The following is a 17,961-nucleotide window of genomic DNA, read 5'->3' on the forward strand; positions in this document are numbered from 1 at the left end:
CCGATCGTGGAAGGGCACGGCGTTCATACGATGACGCGGTGCGGGTCGGTACGTGGGAACGTTCGCAGGTTCCTCATCCGCATCGGGTGATGCGGACCGGGGCTGATCACCGCAGTGTTGTCAATCGTAGGGCTCGCCCACAGTCGGGGCCGGTATGGAGACCCGACGCGTATCCGAGACGAAGAACAGGGACGAAGAAAAGGATTGCCGTGACGAACCAGACGTTGTCCGATCTGGCATCTCATGCCTACATCTACGGATTTCCCCTCGTCTTCAACGTGGACCAGGTCCACCGGTATGTCCACGAGGGAGTCGGAGCGAATCCCGCAGCAGGGTTCAACACTTTCAGCCACGCGCGAGCATTGGCCGGCCCGGCAGACACGTTCGTGACCATCAACAACGACACCGTGTACTCGATGGCCCAGATAGATCTGTCCGTGGGACCTGTCGCCCTGCACGTTCCGGACACTGCCGGCCGGTACTACGTGCTGCAGTTCGTCGACGCCTGGACCAACAACTTCGCGTACGTGGGCCACCGCGCCACCGGCACTGCCGCCGCCGATTTCCTGTTGGTGCCGCCGGGCTGGAACGCCGGCGATCCGGGCGACGTCACCGTCATCACGTTCCCTACGACGATTGCCTCGATCGTCGGCAGGTGGGGATGCTCCGGCGACGACGACCTTCCGGCTGTTCATGCATTGCAGGATTCGACCACTCTGACCGTGCTCCACCCCGGCACCCGACCCGCGGGTCTCCCGTCGCCGGATCCGACGGTCGGCACCGACCTTCTGTTCTTCGAGAAGCTACGGCTGTGGTCACAGGCCTTCCCGCCGGCTACACGCGATCGCGCATTGCAGGACTCGTTCGCACCGCTCGGAATCGACCGATCCGGCCCCACTCCCTACTCGTCACCCGACGACGAGACGGCGGCAGCTCTGCGCGCAGGCTTGGCTGCCGGTCGTCAAAACCTGGACACGGCACTGACAAAGGGGTCGAGTCCCGAAGTCAACGGCTGGAAGCTGACGTTCCACGCCTTCGACTACAACCTCGACTTCTTCGAAGTCGGGGCGCTCGACGACGCACGATTCAAGATCGAGGACCCCACCTTGCGGATCATCGAGCGGGCTGCCGCAGCCAAGGGAGGGCTCTGGGGGAATCACCCCTACGAGGCGGCATACATCATGACCTACCTCGATGATCGGGGCCGGCAGCTCACCGGTTCGAATACGTACACACTCCGGCTCGACCCGACTCCGCCCGTTGACGCATTCTGGTCGCTGACCATGTACTCGGTGCCGGACTTCTTCCTGGTGAGCAACCCGATCAACCGCTATTCGATCGGTGATCGCACTCCCGGGATCGTGCGCGACGAGGACGGGTCGTTGACCATCACCATCAGCCACACCAAACCCGCGAGTGATGCCGCAACCGCGAACTGGTTGCCCTCTCCCGCAGGAGACTTCCGGCCCGTGCTCAGAATGTACGAGCCCGCACCATCAGTGCTGGATCAGACGTACGTCGTCCCACCGATCACCAGGATCTGAGACTGCGAGCGAACGACAGTCCCAGGTTGGAACGGGCACTCGTTTCAGTACCACTGATATCGACGCCCATGGGTCAGGCCTGCAGGCCGGCCTCGATCTCGAGGGTGATGGTGATCTTGTCGCCGACGACGGCTCCGCCGCCTTCGAGGGGCATGTCGATGGTGATGCCGAAGTCCTTGCGGTTGAGGACGGTGGTGGCTTCGAAGCCGGCGACCGGGCCGTTGCCCATGCCGGGGTTGACGCCGTTGAACTCGAGGGCGAGCTCGACGGGGCGGGTGACGCCGTGGAGGGTGAATTCGCCTTCGACCACGTAGTCGTCGCCCTTGGCGCGGACGGCGGTGGAGGTGAAGGTGGCGGTGGGGTACTGCTCGGCGTCGAAGAAGTCGGCGGACTTGATGTGGGCGTCGCGGTCGGTGTTCTTGGTGTCGATGGACGCGACCTGGATTTCGGCGGTGACGGCGGCGGTGCCGTCCTCGGCGACGGTGATCGCGCCGGTGAAGTCGTTGAAGGTGCCGCGGACCTTGCTGACCATGAGGTGGCGGACGGAGAAGCCGACGGTGGAGTGGACGGTGTCGATGGCCCAGGTTCCGGCGGTGAGGTTGGGCAGGGTGGCGGTGGCGGTGGTCATGTGAACTCCTCGGATCGTCGACTCAAGTAGTTGAATGTTCAAGTTCTTGTATCTTCAACTATGAACCCGGTGAATTTCTTCCGCAACCCGAATGTGTTGCCTGTCACATGACGCACGTGAGTGGCACGGTGTGCCCGGGGGCGCTTTCTCACTCACGTGGGGGAAGGCAGGCGCGTGCCGCGGCGAGGACCGTGGCGCCGGCGGCGTCGAGCGGTTCGGTGCTGCGCAGTGCACGGGCGAGGACGAACGCCCCCTCCAGGCTGGTGACGAAGCCGAGGATCAGGCGCCTCGCATCGGCCTCGTCGAATCCGCGCTCGCGCAGCAGGGCGCTGCCTGAGTCGATCCAGCTCGTGAACACGTCGGCCGTGGCCACGCGAAGCACCTCGTTGGTGCTCGCGACCTCGAGTGCGACCGTGGCTATGGGGCAGGCGTCCGCGTAGTCGGTGGCCACCAGGGTCTCGCCCGCCAGCCGGAACCCGACCTCGATCCCCTCGAGGATGTCGGAATGTGCGTCGAGGATGGAGAAGACCAGCCGGGCGTACTCCTCGCCCGACGAGCGGATGACCTCTTCGCCGAGTTGCTGCTTGCCGCCGGGGAAGAAGTGGTAGATCGACCCGAACGGGGCGCGGGCCTCCGCGGCGACCTGCTTGAGTCCGGTCCCGGTGTAGCCGTTGCGGCGGAAGAGGTCGCTGCTGGTGCCGAGGATCCGGGCCTTTGTGTCGTTCACTTTTCTGCCCTCCGACCGTTGCGCTCGGTGCGTACCTCATCGTAACCTGATTCTCAGTAGAACGATCTATCAAATGGAGTGAGTGCCATGAAGCAGATCGAGCTCTCCGCAGGCACCGTCGAGTATCGGGACACCGGGGGCGACGGCCCCGTCCTCGTGTTCATCTCCGGCCTGACCATCGACGGCACCGTGTGGCGACACGTGGTGGAGCAACTCGCCCCGGACTTCCGCTGCATCGTCCCGAACCTCCCGCTCGGCGCGCACCGCATTCCGATGCGCGAGGACGCCGACCTCTCGTTACGCGGGCTCGGACTGCTCATCGGCGAATTCCTCGAACGGCTCGATCTCGCCGACGTCACCCTCGTGCAGAACGACTGGGGTGGCGCGCAGGTGCTGATCGCCCTCGGCGACTCGAGCCGTATCGGGGCTCTCGTCCTCACCCCGTGTGAGGCGTTCGAAAACTATCCACCCGGAATTCCTGGTCGCGCAATCGGTCTCGCGGTGGCGATCCCCGGTGGTCTCACGTTGGCCATGCACGCGCTGCGATTCCGGGCGATGCGACGGGCGCCCGCAGGCTGGGGCTGGATGAGCAAGCGACCCGTACCGAAGTCGGTGATGGACGGCTGGTTCCGGCCCGCGACCACCGACCGCCTGGTGCGACGAGATCTGCGCAAGTACACGACCTCGGTGCCGCCGAAATCGACGCTGCGGGAGTGGGCGGAAGCGAACCGCAGCTTCGACCGTCCGGTCCTCGTGCTGTGGGCTGTCGAGGACAAGGTGATGCCCCGCGACCACGGCCGGCGCCTGGCCGAGCTGTACCCGCACGCCGAACTGCAGGAGGTCGAGGACAGCTACACGTTGATGCCCGAGGATCGCCCGGACGTGGTCGCGGAGGCTTTGCGGCTTCGCCGCCCGTGAGTACTTATTAACCGCGGGAGGTTAACAAGTACTCACGGCTCGATACACCGCCCGGATCGCGGAGGCCGTCACCGACTGGTGTGAGCCCATGCCCCACACCGTCCGATCCCCGACGCGGCACTCCGCCAACGTAATCGCCGCGCTGTCGCTGCCCGACCTCTGCGAGTGCTGGGTGAGGGAGAGGACGTCGACGTCCATGCCCTTCGACGTGAGGACGTGGGTCATCGCCTCGACGGGGCCGGTGGCGACCGCCTCGCCCGACACTTCCACGCCGTCGACGTCGAACACGACGAACAGCCGGTCGCCGTCGGGGCCGTGCTCGACGGACCAGCGGCCGATGCCGCCCCGGTAGCCGTACTCGGCGCAGAACAGCGTCCACAGTTCCTCGGCGGTGATCTCGAGCCCCGACGAGTCCGCCGCCTCCTGCACCTTCGCAGCGAAGTCGATCTGGAGCCGCCGTGGCAGCGTGACACCGTATTCGCTCTGCAGCAGGTGCGCGATGCCGCCCTTGCCGGATTGACTGTTGATGCGGATGACGGCCTGGTAGTCGCGTCCGACGTCCGCCGGGTCGATCGGCAGGTACGGCACCGCCCACGGTGCGCTCCCCGCATCCAGCCCGAGTGCCGCCGCGGACGCCCGATGCTCCGCGAATCCCTTCTTGATCGCATCCTGATGGGTGCCGGAGAACGCCGTGTACACGAGGTCGCCGCCGTAGGGGTGCCGCTCGTGAACGGGAATCCTGTTGCAGTACTCCACGGTTCGCCGCACCGTGTCGATGTCCGAGAGGTCGATCATCGGGTCGACGCCCTGCGCGTGCAGATTCAGTGCCAGCGTCACCAGATCGACGTTGCCGGTCCGCTCACCGTTGCCGAACATGCAGCCCTCGACCCGCTGCGCACCCGCCAGTACCGCCAGTTCGGCGCAGGCGACGCCGGTGCCGCGGTCGTTGTGCGGGTGCACCGACAGGATGACCGAATCCCTCCGCTCCAGATGCCGGTGCATGTACTCGATCTGGTCGGCATACACATTGGGCGTCGAGACCTCCACCGTGGCAGGCAGATTGTGGATCACCGGACGGTCGGGGCTCGCGTCCCACAGCCGGGTCAGGCTGTTGCACACGTCGAGCACGAAGTCCGGCTCGGTCAGGTTGAACACCTCGGGTGAGAACTCGAAGCGCCGGCCCGAATGGTCACCGGCGCCGCGTGCCACCTCCTGTGCTGCATCGAAGATCAACCGGTGCAGCGCTTTCCGATCCTTGCCGAGAACGACGGAGCGCCACGTCGGCGCCGTCGCGGTGTACATGTGCACCACGACGTTCCGCAGTCCCACGACCGACTCGTACGTCCTGGCGATCAGATCGTCGCGGGCCGCGGTGAAGACGACGATCGTCACGTCCTCGGGCACCAGGTCCAGGCGCACGAGGTCGCGGACGAAGTCGAAATCGGTCTGGCTCGCTGACGGGTATCCGACCTCGATCTCCTTGTAGCCGATCGAGATCAGCAGTTCGAAGAATCTGCGTTTGCGCTCCGGATCCATCGGCTCGGCGAGGGCCTGGTTGCCGTCGCGCAGATCGACGGGCACCCACAGCGGGGCGGTGGTGGTGCGTCGTGTCGGCCAGGTGCGGTCGAGGTCGGGGACGGGAACGCTGTCCCAGATCGCGCGGTAGCGATCGGAGGGCATCGGTGAGGGTTGCTGGGTGTTCCACGTGGGGACGGTGCCGGTCATGACGGTCTTCTCCTCGGAAATGGGATGCACGAGACGACCGACGCGGCGAAACCCCGCGGCAGGGTGCCGGCCTTCAGGCCCCGCCGCGGCAGTGGAGGAGAAGTCCACGGAACGCCACGGCGCTAGACTAGGAGAGATTCACTCATCAGACAACCTGAGGAGTTCTGCGTGACTTCGTCTATACGACGCCACCTGCTGACGGACCAGGCGGCGGATCTGCTGCGCGCGCGGATCGCGAGCGGAGAATGGGAGGTCGGTGCCAAGCTCCCCGGCGAGACCACGCTGGCGGCCGAACTGGGCGTCGGACGGTCGACGGTGCGTGAGGCCGTCCGGATGCTCGCGGGCCTCGGCATGGTCGAGTCACGGCAAGGGGCCGGCGTGTTCCTTCGCAGGTCGTCCCCACGGCAGGACTGGGACCGGGTGCTCCGGACCGAGGAGATCCGGCACGTCGTCGAAGTGCGCCACACCGTCGAGATCGAGGCGGCCCGACTGGCGGCGTCCCGGCGCGACGAGGCCGATGTCGCGGCGCTCCGTCGGGCGCTGGACGCACGGTCCGCGGCGTCCGGGGCCGGTGCTGCCGCGTTCGTCGACGCAGACATCGCGCTGCATCGCGCGGTCGTGGTCGCCGCGCACAACCCGGTGCTGACCGAGTTGTTCGAGACGTTCGTCCCCCGGCTGCGGGAAGCGATGCTCGACCTGACGGCGGCGCTGGACCTGAGCGCGGGCAACGAGCCCGACGCGGACGCCCACCGACGGCTGGTGGAGGCGGTCGCCGACGGCGACGCCGAGGAGGCCGTCCGGGTCAGTACCGCGCACCTCGAGCGGCTTCGCCGCCCGTGAGTACTTATTAACCGCCGGCGGTTAACAAGTACTCACGGCTGGGAGTCGGGCTCGGGGTCCCCGGTGTGCTTCGTGCGCTTGGTGGTCGGTGACGATTGCTCCCGGCGCTCGAACTCGAGGTCCATCTCCAGGTCCTCGTGTTGGTTGTGCCGGAACAGGATGAAGAAAACCACCCAGCCGACGATCGCGACGAGGATGTAGCTCACGACGCGGTAGACGAACACGGCCGCGAGGGCCTGCGACGCGGTGGCTCCCGCCGCCGTCAGCGTCGCGATCAGGGTGCCGTCGACGAACCCCAGCCCGCCCGGCGCGAGTGGAATGCTGCCCACGGCCTTGGCCGCGGCGAACGCGATCAGCAGACCCGCGAACGACGGTTCCGCGCCCACCGCCCAGCAGGCGAAGCCGAGGCACGCGACGTCGGCGAGCCGGTGCACTGCCGACCACCCGAACGTGATGACGGAATCCTTGCGGCTCAGCTCGACCGAATCGAGCTGGCTCAGGATTTCCTTCCACCGCTCGACGCCGGTCTCGGGGGGATTCTTGCGGAACTTGTTGTACCGGGTCAGCACCCAGTGTCCGATCGACTCGATCGAGTCGGGATTACGTGAGATGTAGCGCAGCCCGTAGAACAGGGCGAACGCGGCCACCAGCGACAGTGCCAGCGTGACCGGACTCACCTTGGTGCCCACCGCGAACGCGCCTGCGGCGCCGAGCAGTGCGAGGCTGCCCGCGGCGATCACCCCGGAGATCGCCAGCTGCCAGGACGCGACGATGGGGGTGGCACCCCATTTGCGGGTCTGCTTGTAGGTGAAGGCGGTGGAGAACACCTGACCGGCCGGCAGGCTCACGGCCATCGCGGTGCTCGCGTAGATCACCGACACCGACTTCAGCTGACTGACGACGACACCGCCCGCCTGCAGCAGGCGCTGCTGGACCGCGCCGTACCCGCTCAGGGAGACGGCCTGGGCTGCGATACATGCCGCGACCCACCCCCAGTGGATCTCGGTGAGTGCTTTCCACGAGTCGCTGAGCGTGGGCCACAGGTAGATGCCCTCGACGGTCAGCAGGGCCAGGAGGCCGGCGCCGAGTAGCCATTTGATCCACCAGTATCGGCTTCGCTGCCGAGGAGGCTCGGCAGTGGGCGGGTCGGATCGAGGCTGGGCCACCTGGCCAGCGTAACCAACGGGTAGCGGATTACTCCGGATAGTCCTCCGGCCAAGCCAGATGGGTGTTGCGGCGGCGCCCCCGCAACTGGACCTGTTCGCCGAGTTCCCAGTGCGCCTGTTCGTCGTCGTCCGCGAAATACAGGGCACTCGTCGAGGCAAGCACGCGGCTGGGGTGGAGTTTGGCGAGTTCGGTGAGCCGCGACGCCTCGTTGACGGGATCGCCGATCACCGTGTACTCGAAGCGTTCGGCGGCGCCGATGTTGCCGGCGACGGCGAGGCCTGCGGAGACGCCGATGCCGACGTCGAGGCCGGTGATCTCGTTCAACGCGAACCGCAGCTCCCGGGCCGCCGCCAGCGCCGCCGTCGGTGCGTCGGGGCGGTCGAGCGGGGCGCCGAAGATCGCGAGAGCCGCGTCACCCATGAACTTGTTGACGAAGCCGTGGTGCCGGTCGATCACGTCGACGACGACGCGGAAGAACTCGTTGAGCAGGTTGACGACTTCGCCGGGGGGACGCTCCGCGGCGGCACCGGTGGAGCCGACCATGTCGACGAACAGCACCGCGACGAACCTCGTCTCTCCGCCGAGTTCGGTACCGAACTGCAGTGCCCGCCGCGCGACGTCCTCACCGACATGCTGGCCGAACAGTTCGCGCAGCAGCCGCCGTTCGTCCGATTCGCGCATCATGCGGTTGAACCCGACCTGCAGTCGCCCGATCTCACTGCCGTCGAACACCTCGACGCGGACGTCGGTGGCACCGCGCTGGACGCGTTCGATGGCCCGCCGCAGCTGTTTGATCGGGTCGGAGATCTGGCTGGCCGTCAGCATCGACAGCGCGAAGGCCTGCGCGATCGCGATGATCGACAGCAGCATGATCGCCCACGCGAGCGCGTTCGGGGAGAACACCAGGTCGGTGGTTATCTGCGTCACGCACAGCAGGATGATGCCGATGACGGGCATCAGCGTGCCGAGCCCCCACGTCATGGCCATCCGGGTGCCGACGCCGGGCGCCATGGTCCGGTCGAACTCGCCCTCGCTGAGCGCGCGGGCGGCCACGGGACGCAGGATGCGTTCGCCGAGCATGTACGTGAAGCCGAACGTCGTGGTCGCGGCCATGCAGACGGTGACAATCACCGCCACCGCGAGTTCCGGCATCTCGGTGATGGTGAGCAGCACGAAGATGATGCCGCCGAGGATCCACAGCACCAGGTGCACGATCGCCTGCCGCAGCGGTGCGTGCAGCGCCGACATCTGCTCGCTGCGCGTCGGCGGACCCCCACGCAACTGCCAGCGGACGACCGACCTCAGCATCATCGCGGCGGCCGTGAGACTCACCACGGCGGCGAATGCGAGGTAGCCACCGAAGATCGCGACGTTGCGCACCCGGTCGGCGATGATTTCCTGCGATTCGGGGATCGGCACGCCGTACCGCACGAACGCGAAGACGAGGATGGCGCCGATGAAATTGGCGAGGAGCATCGAAACCATATAGAGCGGCCATCTGCTGCGGACCGTCGCCGCGATCGCTCTATAGGATTTCCGCACGCCGTTCAATTTAGCGGGGGGTGTACCGGGTGGCGTAAGACACGTCCCCTAAAGGGCGCATATGCGTGCCCCGCGTGCGTGTTTCCCACGCGAATCGCCCGGCACTGTCCGAACCTCGATACGCTCCGCACGTGAACGCGAACGAGCAACGCTCGGACACTGCCGCGGTAACACAGGGCGGGGGCCATCCCTCGGCGTCCGTGCACCCGGTGGTGCGGGTGGCGGCCGAATGGACGTGGCGGCTCCTGGTCATCTTCGCGGGCCTGCTGACCCTCGGCTACATCGTGACCAGGCTCGACACCGTTCTCATCCCGGTGGGTCTGGCGCTGCTCTCGTCGGCGCTGCTGCTGCCGCTCGTCGACTGGCTGCAGGCCAAGGGCGTGCCGCGGTCGGCTGCCGTCCTGGTCGTCCTCATCGGTTCGATCGGCATCGTCGCCGGGATCATGACGTTCGTCGTCGAGCAGTTCATCGAAGGTCTCCCCGGCCTCACCGAACAATTCGAGGCGAGCGTCACACAGATCCAGGGATGGCTCACCGACGGCCCGTTGCACTTCAGCGAGGATCAGATCCGGCAGGCCGGCGACTCGGTGGTGAAATCCATCCAGGACAACCGCCAGCAGCTGACGAGCGGGGCACTGACCACCGCCACCGTCGTCGGCGAAATCTTCACCGGTGCCCTGCTGACGCTGTTCACGCTCATCTTCTTCCTCTACGGCGGATCTCAGATCTGGGAGTTCGTCACCCGCCTCGTCCCCACCGCGTCACGGCGACGGGTCCGGCTGGCGGGGAGTCAGGGGTTCGGCTCGCTGATCGGGTACGTCCGGGCGACGGTGGCGGTGGCCGCCGCAGACGCCATCGGAATCGGCGCGGGACTCGCGATTCTGGGGGTTCCACTCGCCCTGCCGCTGGCGTCGCTCGTGTTCATCGGTGCGTTCATCCCGATCGTCGGTGCGTTCCTCACCGGGTTCCTCGCGGTGCTCGTCGCCCTCGTCACCAAGGGATTCCTCACCGCGCTGATCGTGCTCGGCATCATCATCGGGGTGATGCAACTCGAGGCCCACGTGCTGCAACCCCTGCTGCTCGGCCGCGCGGTCCGATTGCACCCGCTCGCAGTGGTGCTGGCGATCACCACCGGCATCGTCCTGGCCGGGATCGTCGGCGGCCTCCTGGCGGTGCCGATCGTCGCGCTGCTGAACACGGCGGTGCGCTCGCTCATGTCCGAGGATCCCGACGCCACCTACGACGCACTCGAGGTCGACGACCCGGCAGTCCCGCTCTATCCCGCCGAGGCCGACGGCCCGCACCCGCCGCATCCCGCCGACCCGCATCTCGACGACCCGCATCTCGACGGCACAGCGCAGACCCATGACCGACCGGAATGAGCACCGCACCCGCCTGCACTACCGGCCGCGGGCCGCGACCGAGCTCGACACCCAGCCGGACGCACCGCTGTGGCGGGCGGCGCAGGCCTTCCGCCTCGTCACGCTGGTGTACGCGATCAGCTACCAGATCGTGTCGGTGCAGTACTACACCCATCAGCGGCTGAGCTGGTTCCTCGTCGCCCTGATGGCGGTGTGGTCGGGACTCTCGGCCGTCCTGCTGTCCCACGGGAAGGTCCCGCGCTACCAGGTGGTGATCGCCGACCAGCTGATCGTCATCGCCCTCATGGCGTCGACTCGCCTTGTCTCCGATCACGATTGGTACAACCACCATCAGACGCTGCCGACGACGCTGTGGGTCACCAACGCGGTGATCTCCGCCGCCGTGTTCGGCGGTCCGTGGCTCGGGATGGCGTCCGGTGTGCTGATGGCGACGGTGAGCGCGGTGGTGCGCGACCAAGTCAACCTCGACCTCTGGCGGGACGCGACGGCGCCCGTTCTGGTGTCGGTGGGTCTGGCACTCGGGCTCGCCACCACCACCGCGAGGCGTGCGCAGGCCCAGCTGGAGCAGGCCGTGCGGTTGGCCGCCGCCACCGAGGAACGGGAACGACTCGCCCGCGAGGTACACGACGGCGTCCTGCAGGTGCTCGCGCTCGTCCGTCGCCGCGGCAACGAGATCGGGGGACCCGCAGCCGAACTCGCGGATCTCGCCGGCGAGCAGGAGGTGGCGCTGCGCATGCTCATCTCCGAGCAGGGCGCCGGTGTGGTGTCGGATCTGGGTGGAAGCGCGATCGATCTGCGACTGCTGCTGGGCACACGGGCGAGCACCACCGTGTCCGTGTCGACCCCGGCGGATCCGGTGACGATCGAGCGCGGCCGGGCGACGGAACTCGTCGCAATCGTCGACACCGCACTGTCCAACGTCGCACTGCACGCGGGGACCGGTGCCCGGGCGTACGTGCTGCTCGAGGATCTGGGCGACGAGGTGATCGTCAGCGTCCGCGACGACGGCAGCGGAATCGCTCCGGGACGGCTGGCCGAAGCGGAGGCCGAGGGTCGCATGGGAGTATCGAAATCCATTCTGGGCCGCGTCGGTGCGCTCGGCGGCACCGCCGAACTCGACACCGAACCCGGTCAGGGCACCGAATGGGAGATCCGCGTGCCGAAGGGAGACGAAACGCATGGGTGACACGGAGACTGACGAGCAGATCACCGTGATGGTCGTCGACGACCACCCGATGTGGCGGGACGCCGTGGCCCGCGATCTCGAAGGCGCCGGGTTCACCGTGGTCGCCACGGCCGACGGCGTCGCCGCCGCGGGACGTCGGGCGGCGGCGACCCGACCCGCCGTCGTGCTCATGGACATGCAACTGCCCGACGGAAACGGTGCCGCGGCCACCGCCGCCGTCCTCCAGGTGTCGCCGGACAGCCGGGTGCTGGTGCTGTCGGCGTCGTCCGAGCGTGACGACGTCCTCGACGCCGTCAAGGCCGGTGCGTCCGGGTACCTCGTGAAAAGCGCGTCCGTGGAGGAGCTGCTGGACGCGGTGCGGGCCACCGCGGCCGGGCAGGCGGTGTTCACTCCGGGGCTCGCCGGACTCGTGCTGGGGGAGTACCGCCGGATGTCGAGTGCGCCCGCCGACGAGCAGGGTCCCGCCGTCCCCCAACTCACGGAACGGGAGACCGAGGTTCTGCGGTTCGTCGCGAAAGGGCTCAGCGCCAAGCAGATCGCCACCAAACTGTCGCTGAGTCACCGCACCGTCGAGAATCACGTCCAGGCCACGCTCCGCAAGCTGCAGCTGGCCAACCGCGTCGAGCTGACCAGGTACGCCATTGAGCAGGGCCTCGAGTAGCCGTGAGTACTTGTTAACCGCCCGCGGTTAACAAGTACTCACGGGCGCTAGCCTTGTAGGTATGGAGGCACGGGACCTACGCGTATCGGATGCGGAGCGCGAACACGTCGGCGAATTGTTGCAGCGGGCGGTGGGCCAGGGGATGCTCTCGCTCGGTGAGTTCACCGAGCGGATGGACACGGCACTTGCCGCGAAAACACGCGCGGAACTGAACGTCGTCCTGGTGGATCTGCCGGGAATCCAGCTGATCTCCGAGTTCACGCCGCCGCCGTACCCCGACCAGCCGTACGTGTCTCGCCCGGCGCCGCCGGTTCCGCCGGTCGCGCACCGGTTGCCCGCGCCGCCGCCGGGCGACGTCATCCGGGGCCGGATGTCGTCGGTGAGCCGCACCGGCTCCTGGAACGTTCCCCCTGCCCTCGAGGTGAACACCCGGGTGTCGACGGTGACGCTCGACTTCACGCGGGCCGTCATGTCCACGCAGGTGGTGCACGTGACGATCGACGACTACGCGAGCACGATCTCGCTGGTCGTGCCGGAAGAGGCGACGGTCGACCTCAACGGCGTCGAAACGGTCGGTGGTTCCGCGACCAACAAGGTGCGGACCGGCCCTCCCATCGGCCCGCTGCACGTCGTCGTCCGGGGCAAGGTCAGGTTCGGGAACGTGACCGCCAAACACCCGTTCGGCACCTCGATTCGCCGAATGTTCGGGTAGCACGACGCAGGCCTCTCGAGTAGGCCTACTCATGTGTGGGGGCCGTCGCCGCAGGACGATTGATCCATGTCCACACCTGGTACTCCTTCGATAGACCCGCGGCTGGTCGCGCAGCTTTCCGGCGACTTCTCGGCGCTCGGGCAGCAGATGCGCCACGTGGGTGAGAACCTCGCGGTCCTGCAGGCTCAGCTCGCAACCATCCAGAGGCCCCAACCGCAGCCCCAGCCCCAACCGCAGCCGGCGCCGCAGCCGATGTACCGACCACCGGTGCCGCAGGCACCCCAGGTCGCCCAGCCGCCGCCACCCGTACCGGCCGTCCCGTACCGTCCCGCTCCGCCGCCACCGCCCCGGGCGGCTCGCGAACCCTGGTGGCAGCGCGACGGGGTGATCAGCCGCGTGCTGGCCGTCGCGGGTGTCGCCGTCACTCTGATCGGTGTCGTGATGCTGCTCGTGCTGGCGGCGCAGGCCGGCTTCTTCGGTCCGGAACTGCGCGTCGCGGCGGGCGGGTTGTTCTCGGCCGGTCTCGTCTACACCGGTGCCCGTGTCTTCGGACGGCCCGGCGGCCGGGTCGGCGCGATTGCGCTCGCAGCAACGGGTATCGCCGGCGCCTACCTCGACGTCGTGGCCGTCGCGGTCGTCTATCACTGGTTGCTGCCGGTGCTCGCGATGGTCGTGGCACTCGGGATCGCGGGAGCCGGTGTCGCACTCGCGGTGCGGTGGGGTTCGCAGCCCCTCGCGCTGCTCGTGGTGACCGGCGCTGCCGTGCTCGCACCCGTCCTCACCGACGGCATCACGCTCACCCTCATCGGGTTCCTGTTCGTCATCCAGGTCGCCAGCTTCCCCGCGCAACTCGGTCGCGACTGGCTGTACCTGGCGGTCGCGCGGACGTGCCCGGTGGTGATCGCGTTGCTGATCGCGATCGCGAGTTCCGGACTGTCCGACCGGCCGGAGAGATTCTGGCTGCTCGCGTCCGCCGCACTGGTCGCCCTGTTCGGGCTCGTATCGTCGATCATCCTGTTGCGCAGCAATTCTCGTGACGTCACCGCGACCGCGATGATCGTCACGACGGCCGTCCCGACGCTGGTGATCGGCCACCTCTTCGACCGGCTCGGGTCCACGGTGATCGCGCTGGTACTGGCCGCAGCGATGTTCGCCGCGTTCGCGGCGGCGCGGTCGTTGCCGCGACACGCACGGATCGCGCTCGCGGGCGTGGGTACCCTAGCTCTGCTCGAGGCCTGCCTCATCGGATCGAGCGAAGACCTCGCGCCGCTCGTCCTGCTCGGGGTGGCGGCACTGTTCCTCACCATCGGCGGGCAGGCGGAGTCGCGGATCGCGTACGCCGTCGGCGCAGTCTTCACCGTCGTCGGCGGATTCGCCTTCGTGATCACCGCGCCGCCGTTCGTCCTCGTCGACGAGTACAGTGCGCTCGACTCGCTCGGGGTGACCACGGTGCTGTCCTCGCTGGTGCTGGCGGGAACCGTGTTCCTGTTCGTCTGGTACGCGCACACGCTGAAACTGTTGAGCGACAGCACCGCCCAGCCGTGGTGGGTGCTCGCCGGACTGGTGATCCTGTACGCCGTCACCACTGCGACGGTGTCCGCGGGCACGGCGCTCACCGGGACGTCCGCAGGATTCATCGCCGGACATTGCGCCGCGACCATCGCGTGGATGGCGGCGGCGACGGCGGCACTGGTGTTCGGACTGGCCCGCCGCGACTACGCGCACACGGCACTCGGCGTCGGGCTCGGACTGACCGCTGCGGCGCTGGCCAAACTGTTCCTGTTCGACCTGGCCACCCTCGACGGCCTGTTCCGCGTCCTCGCGTTCCTCGTGGTCGGCCTGCTGTTGCTCCTCGCCGGCACCCGCTACGCGCGTGAATTCGCGGAGCGGGAGGCCGGACGGGGAACGCCGAACGGCTCCGTCAGCGCCGGTTCTGCCGAGCGATGAGTTCGCTGACGCTGACGGCGTTGCCGTCGTCCGCGCGGTGCCTGCCGCTCGCGGCGTCGTCCGGATCGACGGGCGGCTCCTCGACGCTGCGGCGGCGCGAGCCGTTGGCCGGCGTTCCATTGGCAGGGGCGCCGTTGGACGGGGTTCCGTGCGCAGGCGAGCCGTTGCTGCGCCTGCCGCCGTTCACGGGTTCCGAAGGCTCGGCGGCACGACGCCTCGACGGAATCGGCGGCACCGGGCGGGCAGGAGACGACTGGGGGGTCTCCTGCTCGTACGGTGCAGGCACCGAGCGCGGCGAGCGGGTCGGCAGTGACGGCGCCGACGCACTGGGTCGCGGTTCGGCGGGCGAGGAGATCGGCCGCGGTTCGGCGGCCGACGTGGACCGGAGGTCCGCGAGCCAACTCTCGATCGGACGTGACTCGGTGGCCGGACCCGGGGCCGGGGCGGGGGCCGCCGGACGGGGCCGCGGAGCAGGACGCGACTGCGGCGCGGGCCGCGACGGGGGTGCGGGGCGCGACTGCGTCGGGGCCGGACGCGGCGGAGCAGCCTGCGGCAGCACCGTGGTCTGCGGTTCCGCGGTCGGCGTGTCCTCGATCTCCTCCGGTGCCCGAGCGGGGCGGCCGGTCGCCGAGCGGCGGGCCTCGTTCTGCGCCCGGCGTGCCTTCGCGTCGTCCTCGGACATCTTCGCGGCCAGCGCCCGCGCGGTGACCAACGGGATCGGCTCGGTGAGCGGTTCCGGTTTGCGGGGTGCGGGCGGCGCCGCGAGCTTGCGCTGCGGCGGGACGGCACCGATCGGGGTGAGCTCCGGGACGTCGGTGGGCATCAGCTCGTTGTCGAGGATGGGCTCACCGAGACCCGTCTTCTCCTGGATTCGCTTCATCCACGCCGGCGCCCACCAGCAGTCGTCGCCGAGGAGTTTCATCGTGGCCGGCACGAGGAACATACGGATGAGGGTCGCGTCGATGATCAGCGCGGCGATCATGCCGTAGGAGATGTACTTCATCATCACCAGTTCCGAGAACCCGAACGCACCGGTGACGACGATGAGGATGAGTGCGGCCGCGGTGATGATGCGGCCCGTGTGCGCCGTGCCGATGCGGATCGACTCCGTCGTACTGGCCCCCTGCGCCCGCGCCTCGACCATGCGCGAGAGCAGGAACACTTCGTAGTCGGTGGACAGGCCGTACACGATCGCGATGATCAGCACCAGCACCGGCGACATGATCGGGCCGGGGGTGAAGTTCAACCACTCCGAACCGTGACCGTCGATGAAGATCCACGTCAGGATGCCGAGCGTGGACCCGAGGCCCAGCGCGCTCATCAACGCCGCCTTGATCGGCAACACCAGCGAGCCGAACGTCAGGAACATCAGCAGCGTCGTCAGGACGAGGACGGAGATCACCATCGTGGGCAGGTGGTCGAGCAGCGCGGCGATACTGTCCTGCTCGATCGCCGGGGTACCGCCCACCAGCACCTGCACGCCGTCCGGACTGTCCATGGCGCGCAGATAGTCGATGGTCGGCTTGGACTCGTTGCGGTCGACGAGACCCGCCTTGAGGACGACCACACCGTCCTTGGCCGCACCCTCCGGGGTGAATCGCTCGATCAGCCCCGGCGCGCCGCTGGCTTCTTTGATGATCTGGCCGAGCGCTTTGTTGTCGGCGTCGGACACAACCAGCTTGACCGGTTCGGTGCGCAGGTTCGGGAAGATCTCGTCGAACTGTTCCTGCGCGGCTCGCGTCGAGCTGTCCGGGGGAAGGTAGGTCTCGTTGATGCCACCGAACTTGATGCCTGTGAGGGGCACGATCAGCAGGAGTAACCCCACGACGATGGGGATGGTGACTTTGAGCGGGTTACGCATCACCCAGCGGGTGAGCCGGCCCCAGATGCTCGCCTCGATCTCTTCGGTGTTCTTGGTCTGACGGAAACGGTCGAGGCTGAGGGCGTCGATGCGCTTGCCGAGGATGCCGAGGATCGCGGGCAGGATCGTGATCGACGTCAGCGCCGCCAGGCCGACCGTGGCGATGGCGCCGTAGGCGACGGACTTCAGGAAGCCCTGTGGGAACAGCAGCAGACCGCCGAGGCTGGCGACGATCATCGTCGCCGAGAAGACCACGGTGCGGCCCGAGGTCATCACCGTTCGGCGGACGGCGGAGCGGGTGTCGTACCCCTCCGCCATCTCTTCTCGGAACCGGCTGACGATGAACAACCCGTAGTCGATGGCCAGACCGAGCCCCACGAGGGAGACCACGGGCGCGACGAACGAGTTGACCTCGGTGAAGTTGGTGATCAGCCGGACGACGCCGTTGGCCCCGACCACGGTCAGGCCGCCGATGATCAGCGGCAGCGCCGCCGCGACGACACCACCGAACACGAAGAACAGCAGGATGCCGACGGCCGGGATCGCGAGGATCTCCATTCGCCTGATGTCTTTGGCCATCGTGTCGTTGAGCGCACCCGACACGGGCTGGAGGCCGGCGAGCTGCACGTCGACGCCGTCGATGTAGAACTCGTCCTTGACGTCGCGGAAATTGGCAGTGACCTCGGTGTCGTTGTCGCCGACGATCGCGATGCTCTCGATCGCGTGCTGCTTGTCGGCGTCCGCGGCGGACGCCAACTGTGGTGCGTTGCCGACCTTGAAGTAACCGCCGTTGATCTTGAGGATCTTGTCCGGGTGTTCCGCGGCCAGCCGCTCGAGGTTCTCGACGACCTTCGCCTGGAACTCGGGGTCCTCGATCGTCTTGCCCTCGGGCGCCGTGTAGAGCGCCACGACGTCGCTGTTGGTGTCGCGACCGAAGGTGCCGTCAGCCAGCTTGGCCGCGGCGACCGACTCCGAGCCCGGATCGTCCCAGCCGCTCTGGCTGAGATGCTTCTCGAGGCCCAGGCCGTACGCGGCCGAACCGAGCAACAAGGCAACCATGATGCCGATGACGGTGAATCGGGCCCGGTAGACGACGCTTCCCCAGCTCGCGAACACTGATC

14 protein-coding genes are annotated in these 17,961 nt (G+C 67.8%); 8 read left to right on the forward strand and 6 right to left on the reverse strand.

The genetic code is table 11. The features are described 5' to 3' along the window. Positions 1–209 precede the first annotated feature (209 nt). Entirely contained in the window at positions 210–1,544 is a 1,335-nt protein-coding gene (locus ACLIVD_RS07690) for a DUF1254 domain-containing protein (RefSeq protein ID WP_477956909.1), read from the forward strand. 73 nt (positions 1,545–1,617) lie between these two features. Here the strand turns inward: ACLIVD_RS07690 and ACLIVD_RS07695 are convergent, their stop codons facing one another. Together ACLIVD_RS07695 and ACLIVD_RS07700 are read right to left on the reverse strand one after the other, a co-directional pair. After that, positions 1,618–2,172, reverse strand: coding sequence for a YceI family protein (locus tag ACLIVD_RS07695; RefSeq protein WP_009476977.1), 555 nt, complete (start codon positions 2,170–2,172; stop codon positions 1,618–1,620). A gap of 148 nt (positions 2,173–2,320) precedes the next feature. Further along, positions 2,321–2,899, reverse strand: a complete 579-nt coding sequence (locus ACLIVD_RS07700; RefSeq protein WP_283330860.1) for a TetR/AcrR family transcriptional regulator — start codon at positions 2,897–2,899, stop codon at positions 2,321–2,323. An 87-nt stretch (positions 2,900–2,986) separates the two neighbouring features. On the opposite strand from ACLIVD_RS07700, the gene ACLIVD_RS07705 reads away from it, so the two are divergent. Then, a complete protein-coding gene (locus ACLIVD_RS07705; RefSeq protein ID WP_280785228.1) occupies positions 2,987–3,817 on the forward strand; it encodes an alpha/beta fold hydrolase in 831 nt (276 codons plus the stop codon). Positions 3,818–3,838: 21 nt separating this feature from the next. Here the strand turns inward: ACLIVD_RS07705 and ACLIVD_RS07710 are convergent, their stop codons facing one another. Then, a complete protein-coding gene (locus tag ACLIVD_RS07710) occupies positions 3,839–5,542 on the reverse strand; it encodes a 2-isopropylmalate synthase (protein WP_491932210.1) in 1,704 nt (567 codons plus the stop codon). A gap of 168 nt (positions 5,543–5,710) precedes the next feature. Here ACLIVD_RS07710 and ACLIVD_RS07715 point away from each other — a divergent pair, with 168 nt between their 5' ends. Further along, complete coding sequence (locus ACLIVD_RS07715) at positions 5,711–6,382, forward strand: FadR/GntR family transcriptional regulator (protein ID WP_491932211.1); 672 nt, start codon at positions 5,711–5,713, stop codon at positions 6,380–6,382. Positions 6,383–6,414: 32 nt separating this feature from the next. Here ACLIVD_RS07715 and ACLIVD_RS07720 read toward each other — a convergent pair whose 3' ends face one another. Beyond that, a complete protein-coding gene (locus ACLIVD_RS07720) occupies positions 6,415–7,548 on the reverse strand; it encodes a lysylphosphatidylglycerol synthase transmembrane domain-containing protein (protein ID WP_283330864.1) in 1,134 nt (377 codons plus the stop codon). 28 nt (positions 7,549–7,576) lie between these two features. Next, positions 7,577–9,034, reverse strand: coding sequence for an adenylate/guanylate cyclase domain-containing protein (locus ACLIVD_RS07725; protein WP_005258596.1), 1,458 nt, complete (start codon positions 9,032–9,034; stop codon positions 7,577–7,579). Between the two features lie 188 nt (positions 9,035–9,222). On the opposite strand from ACLIVD_RS07725, the gene ACLIVD_RS07730 reads away from it, so the two are divergent. From ACLIVD_RS07730 to ACLIVD_RS07750, 5 genes are all read left to right on the forward strand, one after another. Then, entirely contained in the window at positions 9,223–10,473 is a 1,251-nt protein-coding gene (locus ACLIVD_RS07730; RefSeq protein WP_283330865.1) for an AI-2E family transporter, read from the forward strand. Further along, positions 10,457–11,659 carry a MacS family sensor histidine kinase gene (macS, locus tag ACLIVD_RS07735; protein ID WP_280785233.1) on the forward strand — a complete coding sequence of 401 codons (1,203 nt, stop codon included), beginning with the start codon at positions 10,457–10,459 and terminating at the stop codon, positions 11,657–11,659. The genes ACLIVD_RS07730 and macS overlap by 17 nt, the downstream gene beginning before the upstream one ends. Further along, the gene (locus tag ACLIVD_RS07740; RefSeq protein ID WP_280785234.1) at positions 11,652–12,320 is read left to right on the forward strand and encodes a response regulator; all 669 of its coding nucleotides are present in this window, start codon (positions 11,652–11,654) and stop codon (positions 12,318–12,320) included. Before macS ends, ACLIVD_RS07740 begins: the two co-directional genes overlap by 8 nt. Positions 12,321–12,381: 61 nt before the next feature. Continuing rightward, positions 12,382–13,032, forward strand: a complete 651-nt coding sequence (locus ACLIVD_RS07745; protein WP_280780624.1) for a DUF1707 SHOCT-like domain-containing protein — start codon at positions 12,382–12,384, stop codon at positions 13,030–13,032. 66 nt (positions 13,033–13,098) lie between these two features. Further along, positions 13,099–14,979: a DUF2339 domain-containing protein gene (locus tag ACLIVD_RS07750; protein ID WP_283330868.1), complete on the forward strand. Its 1,881-nt coding sequence runs from the start codon at positions 13,099–13,101 to the stop codon at positions 14,977–14,979. Here ACLIVD_RS07750 and ACLIVD_RS07755 read toward each other — a convergent pair. Then, positions 14,954–17,956 (reverse strand): MMPL family transporter, encoded by a 3,003-nt coding sequence (locus ACLIVD_RS07755; protein WP_283330869.1) that lies wholly within the window; start codon positions 17,954–17,956, stop codon positions 14,954–14,956. The genes ACLIVD_RS07750 and ACLIVD_RS07755 overlap by 26 nt on opposite strands. Between the last annotated feature and the right edge of the window lie 5 nt (positions 17,957–17,961).

This window comes from Rhodococcus sp. G6(2025) (assembly GCF_058628105.1).

Bases quoted from the DNA above. Each gene is read 5' to 3' on its own strand.
- ACLIVD_RS07740 (WP_280785234.1), top strand. From the start codon at position 11,652: ATGGGTGACACGGAGACTGACGAGCAGATCACCGTGATGGTCGTCGAC.
- ACLIVD_RS07725 (WP_005258596.1), bottom strand. From the start codon at position 9,034: ATGGTTTCGATGCTCCTCGCCAATTTCATCGGCGCCATCCTCGTCTTC.
- ACLIVD_RS07750 (WP_283330868.1), top strand. From the start codon at position 13,099: ATGTCCACACCTGGTACTCCTTCGATAGACCCGCGGCTGGTCGCGCAG.
- ACLIVD_RS07705 (WP_280785228.1), top strand. From the start codon at position 2,987: ATGAAGCAGATCGAGCTCTCCGCAGGCACCGTCGAGTATCGGGACACC.
- macS (WP_280785233.1), top strand. From the start codon at position 10,457: ATGACCGACCGGAATGAGCACCGCACCCGCCTGCACTACCGGCCGCGG.
- ACLIVD_RS07710 (WP_491932210.1), bottom strand. From the start codon at position 5,542: ATGACCGGCACCGTCCCCACGTGGAACACCCAGCAACCCTCACCGATG.
- ACLIVD_RS07695 (WP_009476977.1), bottom strand. From the start codon at position 2,172: ATGACCACCGCCACCGCCACCCTGCCCAACCTCACCGCCGGAACCTGG.
- ACLIVD_RS07745 (WP_280780624.1), top strand. From the start codon at position 12,382: ATGGAGGCACGGGACCTACGCGTATCGGATGCGGAGCGCGAACACGTC.